The sequence below is a fragment of the Chitinophaga sp. 10T418 genome (genome assembly GCF_056394125.1).
Map to the genome: position 1 here is coordinate 751,849 of NZ_JBFTHG010000001.1, position 11,556 is coordinate 763,404.

Genomic DNA, 11,556 nt, shown 5'->3' on the forward strand with positions numbered 1-11,556 from the left:
ATTATCCGTGTGCTTTAACTGTTTCTACAAATGCTCTGGCATGATCTACGGGTACATTTGGTAAAATGCCATGACCGAGGTTAGCAATGTAACGTTGTCTGCCAAATCCTTTCAGCATTTCTTTCACGGCTTTTTCAATTTCCGGAATTGGTGCCAGTAATTTAGCCGGATCAAAATTGCCTTGCAGGGTGATGTTGCTGCCGGCAAACTGACGCGCCAGTTCGGGCTTAATGCACCAGTCTATGCCCAGGCCATGAGCGCCGGTAGCGGCCATATCTTCAAGGGCAAACCAGGCGCCTTTGGCAAATACGATAGTAGGACAAACATCCTTCATCGCTGCCACTATCTGGCGGATATATTGTAAAGAGAAGATCTCAAAATCCTGCGGGCTGAGCAAACCACCCCATGAGTCAAATACCTGTACGGTATCTGCGCCGGCGGCTACCTGTGCTTTCAGGTAAGCGATGGTAGTATTGGTGATCATTTGCAACAGCTGATGTGCTACAGCAGGCTGCTGGTAGCAGAATGCTTTTGCTTCATCAAAAGTTTTGGAGCCTTTACCCTGTACCATGTAGCAGAGTAAAGTCCAGGGAGCGCCACCAAAGCCAATCAACGGCACACGGCCATCGAGTGTTTTTTTGGTGAGGGCCAGTGCTTCAAATACGTAGTGCAATCTTTCCTGAACATCGGGAACGCATAAACGTTGAAGGTCCTGCGCGGTTTTAATTGGGGCAGGCAGTAAAGGGCCTACTTTTTCTACCAGCTGTACTTCCATGCCCATGGCTTGCGGAACTACAAGGATATCAGAAAAAATAATCGCAGCATCTACACCTACCTGGTCTACCGGCATGACTGTTATTTCTGTTGCCAGTTCCGGATTTTCGCAGCGTTCGAAAAAAGTATATTTATCACGCAGTTTAATATAATCCGGGAGATAGCGACCAGCCTGGCGCATCATCCATACGGGCGTGCGGGAAACAGTTTCACCTTTAAGGGCCTTCAGCAATAAGTCGTTCTTCAATGCGCTCATTCGTAGCAGTTAATGTTGTTAAAATAAAATATAGCTGTTTGCACCATAGCATCTTCGCTGATGTCGGTGCTCATTATAATCTTGTTGTCTGTGTATTCTCTCAGTTCGGTGGCCGTTGTTCTGCCGATGGCGAAACAAACGGTTTTGCTATGCAGTCTGTTGGCAGACAGGTAACTTTTTACTGCGCTGGGGCTGAAAAAAAGTATGCCATCATAATCTTCTGCAGTAACCGTCGGTGACGGTATATTTTCGTAGATAACATATTCGTTAACCCTGATTCCAGCTTGTTTTAATCCGGCAGGTAATTCATCCCGCCGCTGATTGCCGCAATAGAAATTTACTTCCGTGATGTTTCCCAGTGCAATGATAGCGGTGGCGAGTTCACTTCCGTAGGATGACGATGCCAGTATGTTGCAATCCGGAAATACCTCCATGGCTTTTTGCAGCGTTTTGCCGGAGATACAGCAGATATTGGCATTCCTGGTACTGAAAAAAGTATGGAGACCATTATTTCTGAAGCCGTTTATGCTGAAATAGTGTTGTTCCAATACTTTTACAGCGTTGGCGCTTGTAAAAACAGAGACGTGGGGTGGCTGGAAAATATCAGATGTACTGCTATTGTTCCAGCCTGGAGTACTTCCTTTCAATGCGGGAAGTGTGATTGGTTTTATCTGGATAAAATCTTTTACTTCTAGGAGAATACCACTTTCACCAGCCACAGCAATAGAGCTGTCTGTTAAATGCCTGGTGCTTAATATGCGGTATTTATCATTTTGCATTTCTGATCTGTGCTACGATTTCAGCGCCACCCTGCGCCATAATCTCTTCCGCTGCGTCCTGGCCCAGGTGTTGTGCCTGTGTCAGTGGTACTTCGCGGGAGGTGCTGAAAAAGCCGGTCCCGTCGAGGCTGCAAAGTTCGCCGTTGAAATGTACGGTATTGTTTTGTATATAAGCGTATGCGCTGATAGGGGTAGTGCAACCGCCCATCAGGGTACGTAAAAATTCGCGTTCTATATGTGTGGCCAGGGCTGTTTCTTCGTGATTGAAAGCAGCGCATGCTTCCAGGCAGAAGGTATCGTCTTCTCTGCATACGGCTACTACCGCGCCTTGTGCCGGGGCTGGCAGCATCCAATCGAGATCGATGGAAGTAGCAGGGCGTACATTAATTCTTTCCAGGCCTGCCACTGCGAAGATGGCGCCGTCCCAGTTTTCGTTGGCCAGTTTCTGTAAGCGGGTGTTTACATTGCCGCGCAGATTGTGCAGCTGATGTTGTGGATATTTGCGGAGCCACTGTGCTTTGCGGCGTACACTGCTGGTGGCAATGTTGGCAACATAGTCAGGTTGTTCCAGGAAATCCGTATTTGTTTTATATACCAGCAAATCTTTTACGGGGCCGCGTTTGAGTATGGCGGCGTGTACGATTTGTTTAGGTAGTTGTGTGGGAACATCTTTGAAGGAATGAACGGCAATGTCTATACGATTATTGAGCAGTGCCAGGTCCAGACTTTTTGTGAAGATGCCTTGTACGCCTATTTCGTAAAGAGGGGTGACCAGGTCAATATCGCCTTCGCTTTTGATGGGTACCAGTTCGGTGCGGTAGCCTTGTGCGGTGAGCAGATCATTTACCTGGTTTGCCTGCCACAAGGCCAGCTGACTTTCTCTTGTACCTATCCTGATAACTTTCTCCATTTTTTTATTCCTGGTTAACTCCGGTCTCAAAAATATCGTTGATCATAGCAATGTACTGGTCACTCTTATCGGTTTCCTTACGTACTTTACCTGCCATGAGATTAATCATTTTCTGTATGATGCGGGAGGATACCAGCTCTATATCTTCTATTTTGTAGTGGCCTCCGTTTTTCTGCTGCATTATTTCGCGGGTATGTATTTCATGCAGTTTATCTTTTACTGCTTTCAATACCACTGCGTGCTTGCGCATTTTATACCAGTAGAGGAATTCCTCCATGTGTTCATCGATGATAGCAATGGCTTTTGGTACTTCACCCAGTCTGTTCTGCAGCGTTTCGTCCTGCACCTTGGAAAGTTCATCTACATTCACCAGGGTGATATGGGAAAGCTCTCCTACAGCAGATTCTACGTTAAATGGAATAGAAAGATCCACAATCAGTTTGGGAGATGATGTTTGCAGATGATGAGCCAATACCGTTGGCTGTGGCGCATTAGAGGCTACCAGTATTACATCCGCCTGTTGCATTTCGCTGACCATATTTTCGTAGGGTGCGTATTTCAATCCATGCTGATCTGCAAAATCTGCGGCCACCTGCATGGTGCGGTTAATGAGTGTCACTTCTTTTACACCAAGGTATTCGATCATGTTTTTGCAGGTGTTGCGACCTATTTTGCCAACACCCAGCAGCACAATCTTTTTATCTTTTACATCAGGACAAATGCGTTCCAGCATCCTTACGGTGGCGAATGCCACAGATACGGTGCCTTTGCTGAGACCTGTTTCTGTTTTAATGAGTTTGGAAACCTGTAATACGCTGTTCACTAATCTTTCCAGGAAACTACCCAGGCATTGGTGTGCCTTGGCAAACTTCGTGGCGTTGCGTATCTGACCTATGATTTCATAATCGCCGAGGATTTGGGAGTCCAGACCTGTACCTACCTGGTATAAATGCCTGATGGCATCTTCTCCTGACTTGATATAGGCTAATTCTTCCAGTTGGCTTCTGTCGCCGTTTGATTCCCTGCATAGCAAGTCTATCAGCTGCCCGGGATTGGCTGCAAATCCGTATACCTCCGTTCTGTTACAAGTGGATAGTACAAATAGATCGTCTAGTTGTACTGCCCTGGCATGCTCCAGGAGTTGTTGATACTGAGCCGGATTGATGGCGTATAATCCCCTGATAGCAGCGTCTGTTTTCTTATAGTTGATCCCAACAATATGAAAATTTGCTATTTCTTTTGAATGACTGACCTGCATGTTCTTGTATAAGCTTCCGGTTGCAAAAGTACTTTCATACGTCCCAAACAAACGGGTTTAGGCTGTCATTAGTGTGTCATTTCTACTACTGGTAATCAGCACCAGCAAAAAATGATTTTTATCAGCTTTTTTTCTTTACAATAGGATGACACGATGGCGCTAAAAGCTGAAAGCATAAAGCAGAAAGCACCTGTAGCGAAGATAAGCGGGATTTTTGGATATCCGCTACAGTCTTATGTGGGCAGCTTTTTGCTTTCCGCTTTTTGCTTTCTGCTTTTTCCTTAGCTTTGCTGCAATTTATAAGAAATGGTATCGAAATCTGATGTTGGAATAGTATTGATGAACCTTGGATCGCCTGATTCTACAGCCGTACCGGATGTAAAGCGTTATCTGAATGAGTTCCTGATGGACAAGCGTGTGATAGATTATCCATGGTTGTTTCGTAAGATATTAATCGAGGGTATCATCGTTCCAAAGCGCGCGGAGCAATCTGCCAAAGCTTATGCATCTATCTGGTGGGAAGAAGGATCCCCGTTGGTGGCACTTACCAGGCAATTACAGATGGCTGTGCAGAACGATATGGAAATTCCGGTGGAAATAGCTATGCGCTATGGTAACCCCAGTCCGGAAGTGGCTTACAACAACCTGTTGAAGCAAAATCCTGATCTGAAAGAAGTCGTACTGTTTCCGTTGTATCCGCATTATGCGATGTCTTCTTATGAAACAGCCGTAGAATATGCGCAGGAGATCTACCGGAAAAAGAAGTATAAATTCAAATTGTCCATCGTTCCGCCGTTTTATGATGAGCCGGACTATATCAATGCATTAACAGAAAGTATGCGTCCATACCTGCAACAGGAATATGATTACGTACTTTTCAGTTATCATGGTTTACCGGAAAGACATATGCGTAAAGCAGATCCTACCGGCGCCCATTGTATGAAAGTGAATGATTGTTGTCATGTTAAATCAGCTTCACATCCTTTCTGTTACCGTCACCAGATTACCGTTACCACGGAACTGGTAGCGGAGCAACTGGGATTACCCCGTGAAAAATGGGGGATTTCTTTCCAGTCGCGACTGGGACGTGAAGAATGGTTGAAGCCTTATACGGCTGGTTTGCTGGAAACGTTGCCTGCAGAGGGAAAGAAAAAGCTGTTGATTGTATGTCCGGCTTTTGTATCTGATTGCCTGGAAACATTGGAAGAGATAGCGGTAGAAGGAAAGCATTCTTTCCTGAATAGTGGTGGTGAAACATTTACCATGATCCCCTGCCTGAATATCCATCCGATGTGGGTAAAAGCAGTGGTGAAATATTGTACGGAGATCATAGCACAAGAACAAGTAGTCTAACCTTTCCATATGTCTGAACAACCCGTATTGATTATCGGCGCCGGCATTGCCGGGCTGAGTATTGCGTATGAACTACAAAAGCAACAGGTGCCCTACCTGGTGCTGGAAGCATCCAGTCATACGGGTGGCGTAATGCAATCTTTCCGGGAGAATGATTTTGAGCTGGATGCTGGCGCTAATACCATCGCCGCCTCACCGGAAATATTAACGTTCTTCCGGGAACTGGGTCTGGAAGCAGATATACTGGAGGCTACCGCCGCCAGTAAACATCGTTTCCTTGTCAGAAACAATCAATTACATGGCGTTTCTCCACATCCTTTCAAAATCATGGCTTCGGCTTATCTGAGCCGTGGCAGTAAATGGCGTTTGTTTACCGAAAGTTTCCGGAAGTCCTCACCTGTATCAGCAGAGGAAACGGTAACTGATTTTGTTACCAGGAGATTTAATAAAGAGATAGCAGATTACGTATTTGATCCAGTATTATCGGGCATCTATGCCGGTAATCCTGATCGGATGAGTATGGCCGAAGTATTACCTGCATTGCCAAGATGGGAGCAGGAATACGGAAGTGTTACCAAAGGGCTGATGAAGAATAAAGCGGCTATGAGCGGCAGAAAGATCATCAGTTTCAAAGGAGGTAACCAGGTACTCACCAATCGTTTGGAGCAATTGCTGCAAACGCCGGTACGCTTTAATTGTAAAGTAACCGGTATCAGTGAAGCAGGCAGCGGGTATATGGTCAGTACCGTAGAAAACGGTGTCTCTGCCAGCTTTGCGGCTACCAGGGTAGTGGTGACCAGCCCTGCTTACTGTACTGCAGAAACGATTGTTTCCCTGGATCCTGCCACTGCGGCATTGCTGCGAGGCATCCCTTATCCGCGTATGGGGGTATTGCACCTGGGTTTTGATGCGGCAGCGCTGCCACAACCGCTGGATGGTTTTGGGTTCCTGGTACCACATGCAGAAAATATGCATTTCCTGGGAGCTATCTGCAACTCCGCGATTTTTCCGGAGAAAGCTCCGGCAGGAAAAATACTGTTTACGGTGTTTATGGGCGGGGCCAGACAGGAGCACCTGTTTGATCAACTGGATGCTGCAACATGGCAACAACGTGTAGTGGAGGAGATTACTTCGTTGCTGCATTTATCTTCACCACCGGTGATGCAGCGGTTCAGTACCTGGGAAAAGGCCATTCCACAACTGAATGTAGGGCATGTTAAGTTGCGTAGTGGGGTAGCAGATTTTGAAAAAAAATATCCTGGTCTATATATCCGCGGGAATTACCTGCAAGGCGTGGCTATCCCGGCTTTATTGCAATATGCCGCTACTTTCGCCGCTTCACTGAAGAAAAATTAATCAGAAAAATAGTTCGTTGTTGCCGTTTTTTCTTTAAATTCCATTATAAATTTCCACCAGATGATTGCAGGGATTTTAAAGGAAAAAAACGGTGAAACCAGGGTATCTCTTGTCCCTGAGGTAGTAAAACAACTGCAGCAAATGTCGGTGACCGTGTGGGTGGAGCAGGGAGCCGGCGATAATGCCTTCTATAACGATGACGCCTATATGCAGGCAGGAGCATTGGTTAAAACAGCGGCAGATATTCTTTCCGGAGCAGACATTATTTTTACGCTGCAGCCTCCATCACGGGAGCTGGCAGATCAGATTCCCGCCGGTAAAATCATTGCCGGGATCTTACAACCACTGTACCGTGTAAACGAGGTAGAGTACTGGGCTTCCAGAAATATTACCGCTTTCAGTTTAGATACGATTCCCCGCACTACCCGTGCGCAGGTGATGGACGTACTCAGCTCTCAGGCCAATATTGCCGGCTATAAGGCAGTATTGCTCGCAGCGTATAGCTATTCACGTTATTTTCCCATGTTGATGACGGCAGCAGGAAGCATTGCTCCTGCCAAAGTACTGATACTGGGTGCAGGTGTGGCCGGATTGCAGGCGATTGCCACTGCCCGCCGCCTCGGGGCAGTAGTGGAAGTGTTTGATACCAGGCCGGCAGTAAAAGAAGAAGTGATAAGTCTGGGTGCAAAATTCGTAGAGGTGGAAGGTGCTGCAGATGCCTCCTCAGCCGGTGGTTATGCGGTAGAACAAAGCGAAACTTACAAACAACAGCAACAACAACGTATTGCAGAAAGTATTGCCAAAGCAGATATCGTGATTACGACTGCGCAGATTCCAGGTAAGGCAGCACCTATACTCATCAGCAATGAAATGCTGGACCGTATGCGTGCCGGCGCTGTAATTGTAGATCTGGCAGCAGCTACCGGTGGCAATACCACTGTTACTAAAAACAATGAAACCGTGCATTATAAAGGGGTTACCATCATAGGAGACTCTAATCTGCCAGCGACCATGCCAGCTGATGCCAGCAAGTTGTATGCAAAAAATGTATTCAATTTCCTGAAATTGATTCTCACCAAAGAAGGAGCCCTGCACCTGGATTTCGGGGACGATATTGTAAAGGGCGCCTGTATCACACATAACGGAGAAATTGTGAATGAGCGTGTGAAAAGCATGATGCAGCCTGCTTAGTAGTTAGGAATGTAAAAACACCCGTTAAACATGGAATATATTCTCACTTTTCTTCACCAGCATATTGACCTGATTTATATCGTAATCCTATCCATTTTTTTGGGGGTGGAAGTGATTTCAAGAGTGCCGTCTGTGCTCCATACACCCCTGATGAGTGGAGCCAATGCTATCCACGGTGTGGTGATAATAGGTGCTATCATTGTGATGGGGAAGGCAGAGTCAGATAACTACCTGGCACTGATCATCGGGTTCCTGGCAGTGATACTGGGCACAGTCAATGTTGTGGGCGGCTTTGTGGTGACAGACCGTATGCTGGAAATGTTCAAAGGAAAAAAGAAATAGAAAACCGAACCAGCTGTTAGCCATTAGCTTTTAGCTTTTAGTAAATGCAGCGAAGAATAACATAACATTCCCTTCGCTGCATTTACTAAAAGCTAAAAGCTAATGGCTAACAGCTAAAGCACTACTCAATATGGGATCCAGCATTTTATCAATTATCTACTTGATCGGCTCTGTTACTTTTATCCTTGGACTAAAGATGTTAAGTAAACCAGATACTGCCCGTAAAGGCAATCTGATAGCGGCTGCCGGCATGTCACTCGCCATTGTAGGCACTATTTTTCTCTATAGAGTGAACGAGGTTCCCCTGCACAATTATGGTTGGATATTTACCGGGCTGCTGATAGGTGGAATCATCGGTGTATTATCGGCCAAAAAAGTGAAGATGACGGCGATGCCGGAAATGGTGAGTATGTTTAATGGCATGGGGGGCGCTTGTGCGGCGTTGATTTCCATTGTAGAGTTTAACCACCTTCATGCGCTGATAAAGAATTTATATGCACCTGTTACAGATGATCATTTGATGCTGCAGTTATTGGAGTCATCTGCTTCAAAAGGAACAGTGGTGATCATTTTACTGAGTCTGGTGATTGGTGCGGTCTCCTGTGCAGGCAGTATTGTGGCATGGGGAAAGCTGACCGGAAAAATAAAAGATTTCTCCTTCCAGGGGCAGCACCTGCTGAACCTGGGCGTACTGGTATTAATTGTGGGATTGTCGGTGTGGTTGCTGCTGGTATTCGCTGTTTCACCGGGTACTGGTCTCCTTATTTTCTATCTTATTTTCCTGCTGGCATTGTTCTACGGAGTACTTTTTGTGCTTCCGATCGGCGGAGCAGATATGCCGGTAGTTATCTCCCTGTTAAACTCCTTTACGGGTGTAGCCGCCGCCTGTGGTGGATTTTTATATGCTAATCCGGTGATGCTGACAGGTGGAATATTGGTAGGTTCTGCCGGTACTATTCTCACCATCCTGATGTGTAAGGCCATGAACCGCTCGCTTAAAAATGTGCTGATAGGTTCCTTTGGTGGCGGTGCTGTGGCATCGGCTGCCGGGGGCAAAGACCAGGGAAGTTATAAGGAAATCAGTTTAAGTGATGCTGCTGTAGTACTGGCATATGCCAATAAAGTGATTATCGTACCAGGATATGGATTAGCCGTAGCGCAGGCCCAGCATGCTTGTCATGAGTTAGAGAAGTTGCTGGAAGAAAAAGGGGTAGTGGTAAAATATGCCATTCATCCTGTAGCAGGCCGTATGCCAGGGCATATGAATGTGTTGCTGGCAGAGGCGGATGTACCTTATGAAAAATTGCTGGAGATGGAAGATGCCAACGCTGAATTTCCAACTACTGATGCGGTATTGATCTTAGGCGCCAATGATGTGGTCAACCCTGCTGCCAAAAATGATCCTGCCAGTCCCATTTACGGTATGCCTATACTGGAAGTGGAAAATGCCAAGGTGGTGATTGTGAACAAGCGCAGTATGAAGCCGGGATATGCCGGTATAGAAAATGATCTTTTCTTCCAACCTAAAACCTCTATGCTGTTTGGCGATGCGAAGAAAGTGCTGCAGGAGCTGCTGACAGCGATTAAAGAGGTATAATGCAGCGAATATTGTCTTTGCCATGATTATACTGATTATGATGATTATCTGATTATATTTTGATTTATGAGATTTAAATAGAAAAATCATCTAAATCAGTATAATCCTGATAAAGACAAAATCTGCATTTTCATTATTTTTGCGGAAAAAATTCCTTTGTCCAGTCATTTACCAGCGGCACTGCTTGATTCGTTAGCAGGACTTCCGGGTTATAACCGGGAAACATTTGAACGAGTACATGCTGCCGCAGAAAAAATTACTTCCCTGCGGTTGAATCCTACTAAAATTAAATCGCCGGAGAAAGCACAGCAGGTGCTTCAATCCTTATCTGCTGCTGGTGTAAGCAAAGTACCCTGGAATAGTGAGGGATACTATTTACCGGCAAGACCTTCCTTTACTTTTGATCCTTTTTTTCATGCAGGTGCTTATTACGTGCAGGAAGCATCGTCAATGTTCCTGGAACAAGCGGTGTGTGCCACAGTAGATTTATCCGCTCCGCTGAAAGTCCTGGATCTGTGTGCGGCGCCGGGTGGAAAATCTACCTTGCTGCAGTCGCTGATTAGCCCTGACAGCTTATTGGTGGCCAATGAAGTAATAAAAGTGCGCGCTGCATTACTGGCAGATAATCTTACTAAATGGGGGGCTTCCAACGTAGTGGTGAGCAACAATGATCCCCGTGATTTTTCCAGGCTGCCTGGTTATTTTGACCTGGTGGTGGTGGATGCGCCCTGTTCCGGTTCGGGTTTGTTTCGCCGGGATCCGGAACTGGTGTCAGAATGGTCACCTGAAAATGTAACCCTCTGCAGCCAGCGGCAACAGCGGATTCTGGCAGATGTGTTACCTGCGGTGAAAGAAGATGGTATTGTTATTTATTCCACCTGTTCTTTTTCGGCAGAAGAAGATGAAGCGATCCTGGATTGGCTGGCAGACCATTTTGAGCTGGAAAATATTACGATACCGTTGGAAGAGCAATGGGGAATTGTACCAACGGTAACGCATAAACGAAATTGTACCGGATATCGTTTTTATCCGGACCGGCTGAAAGGAGAAGGTTTTTTTATTGCCTGTTTCCGTAAGCGTAGCGGCGGCGCTGTCCGCAGACCCAAAGAGCAGAAACGGGTGGCGCTCACAGCGCGGCAACGGGATGTGATTACTCCCTGGTTAAATATTCCGCCATCTTATCAATACTTCCTGCATCAGGACGAAGTATTGATATTACCACCTTTATTGGCGGTGGAAATGCCATTGTTGCAGCAACAATTGTATATTCGCAAAGCGGGCGTAAAAGCAGGACAGCCGGGACAGAAAGAATTGATTCCTGATCATCAGCTGGCAGCGAGTATGCTGGTATCTGACGATCTGCCGGCAGTTTCGCTGAATTTACAGCAGGCATTACAATATCTTCGCAAGGAAGATCCGGGTGTAACCACCGGGGTGCGGGGCTGGTCGCTGGTAAAGTATGAGGGAATGAATCTGGGCTGGGCTAAATTTTTACCAAACCGAATGAACAATTATTACCCCAAGGAATTGCGCATCCTGAAAGAAATTACCGGGGTGTAAAGAATAGGGGAGTGCGATCTGTACCAACTTTGAAATGCGCTGCCAACGGCTATTTGCTGAGTATGTAGTGTAGTAGCCGTTTATGCCGGTTACCACAACAAAAGGAGGGATTTTTCGTTTGGTTTATTAAATAAAATTGTCAATTTTAACGCATATATTCGTTGCCCGAAATAGCAAATA

At 46.1% G+C, this 11,556-nt stretch carries 10 protein-coding genes; 6 read left to right on the forward strand and 4 right to left on the reverse strand.

Translation table 11 applies throughout. The annotated features are described in order from the left end of the window. Position 1 precedes the first annotated feature (1 nt). From hemE to hemA, 4 genes are read right to left on the reverse strand one after another with little or no spacing between them, the layout of a single operon-like run. The gene (gene hemE, locus AC1DCV_RS03165) at positions 2-1,030 is read right to left on the reverse strand and encodes a uroporphyrinogen decarboxylase (RefSeq protein WP_477021792.1); all 1,029 of its coding nucleotides are present in this window, start codon (positions 1,028-1,030) and stop codon (positions 2-4) included. Further along, on the reverse strand, positions 1,027-1,809 hold the full coding sequence (locus AC1DCV_RS03170) for a uroporphyrinogen-III synthase (RefSeq protein ID WP_477021793.1): 783 nt from the start codon (positions 1,807-1,809) through the stop codon (positions 1,027-1,029). The genes hemE and AC1DCV_RS03170 overlap by 4 nt, the downstream gene beginning before the upstream one ends. Beyond that, entirely contained in the window at positions 1,799-2,719 is a 921-nt protein-coding gene (hemC, locus tag AC1DCV_RS03175) for a hydroxymethylbilane synthase (RefSeq protein WP_477021794.1), read from the reverse strand. Before hemC ends, AC1DCV_RS03170 begins: the two co-directional genes overlap by 11 nt. A 4-nt stretch (positions 2,720-2,723) precedes the next feature. Next, positions 2,724-3,977: a glutamyl-tRNA reductase gene (gene hemA / locus AC1DCV_RS03180; protein ID WP_477021795.1), complete on the reverse strand. Its 1,254-nt coding sequence runs from the start codon at positions 3,975-3,977 to the stop codon at positions 2,724-2,726. A 306-nt stretch (positions 3,978-4,283) separates the two neighbouring features. Here hemA and hemH point away from each other — a divergent pair, with 306 nt between their 5' ends. The 6 genes from hemH to AC1DCV_RS03210 all read left to right on the forward strand — a co-directional run bounded on the left by hemH (position 4,284) and on the right by AC1DCV_RS03210 (position 11,376). Next, positions 4,284-5,330 (forward strand): ferrochelatase, encoded by a 1,047-nt coding sequence (hemH, locus tag AC1DCV_RS03185; protein WP_441572256.1) that lies wholly within the window; start codon positions 4,284-4,286, stop codon positions 5,328-5,330. A 9-nt stretch (positions 5,331-5,339) separates the two neighbouring features. After that, positions 5,340-6,686: a protoporphyrinogen oxidase gene (gene hemG, locus AC1DCV_RS03190; protein WP_477021796.1), complete on the forward strand. Its 1,347-nt coding sequence runs from the start codon at positions 5,340-5,342 to the stop codon at positions 6,684-6,686. A 60-nt stretch (positions 6,687-6,746) separates the two neighbouring features. Then, complete coding sequence (locus AC1DCV_RS03195) at positions 6,747-7,877, forward strand: Re/Si-specific NAD(P)(+) transhydrogenase subunit alpha (protein WP_477021797.1); 1,131 nt, start codon at positions 6,747-6,749, stop codon at positions 7,875-7,877. A 30-nt stretch (positions 7,878-7,907) separates the two neighbouring features. Beyond that, a complete protein-coding gene (locus AC1DCV_RS03200) occupies positions 7,908-8,219 on the forward strand; it encodes an NAD(P) transhydrogenase subunit alpha part 2 (protein ID WP_477021798.1) in 312 nt (103 codons plus the stop codon). A 196-nt stretch (positions 8,220-8,415) separates the two neighbouring features. Continuing rightward, complete coding sequence (locus AC1DCV_RS03205) at positions 8,416-9,816, forward strand: NAD(P)(+) transhydrogenase (Re/Si-specific) subunit beta (protein WP_477021799.1); 1,401 nt, start codon at positions 8,416-8,418, stop codon at positions 9,814-9,816. Between the two features lie 156 nt (positions 9,817-9,972). Next, positions 9,973-11,376 (forward strand): methyltransferase RsmF C-terminal domain-like protein, encoded by a 1,404-nt coding sequence (locus AC1DCV_RS03210; RefSeq protein ID WP_477021800.1) that lies wholly within the window; start codon positions 9,973-9,975, stop codon positions 11,374-11,376. Positions 11,377-11,556 lie beyond the last annotated feature (180 nt).

Excerpts from the sequence above, each read along its gene's own strand:
- AC1DCV_RS03200 (WP_477021798.1), top strand. The coding sequence starts at position 7,908 with ATGGAATATATTCTCACTTTTCTTCACCAGCATATTGACCTGATTTAT.
- hemH (WP_441572256.1), top strand. The coding sequence starts at position 4,284 with ATGGTATCGAAATCTGATGTTGGAATAGTATTGATGAACCTTGGATCG.
- hemG (WP_477021796.1), top strand. The coding sequence starts at position 5,340 with ATGTCTGAACAACCCGTATTGATTATCGGCGCCGGCATTGCCGGGCTG.
- hemE (WP_477021792.1), bottom strand. The coding sequence starts at position 1,030 with ATGAGCGCATTGAAGAACGACTTATTGCTGAAGGCCCTTAAAGGTGAA.
- AC1DCV_RS03205 (WP_477021799.1), top strand. The coding sequence starts at position 8,416 with ATGTTAAGTAAACCAGATACTGCCCGTAAAGGCAATCTGATAGCGGCT.
- AC1DCV_RS03195 (WP_477021797.1), top strand. The coding sequence starts at position 6,747 with ATGATTGCAGGGATTTTAAAGGAAAAAAACGGTGAAACCAGGGTATCT.
- hemC (WP_477021794.1), bottom strand. The coding sequence starts at position 2,719 with ATGGAGAAAGTTATCAGGATAGGTACAAGAGAAAGTCAGCTGGCCTTG.
- hemA (WP_477021795.1), bottom strand. The coding sequence starts at position 3,977 with ATGCAGGTCAGTCATTCAAAAGAAATAGCAAATTTTCATATTGTTGGG.
- AC1DCV_RS03170 (WP_477021793.1), bottom strand. The coding sequence starts at position 1,809 with ATGCAAAATGATAAATACCGCATATTAAGCACCAGGCATTTAACAGAC.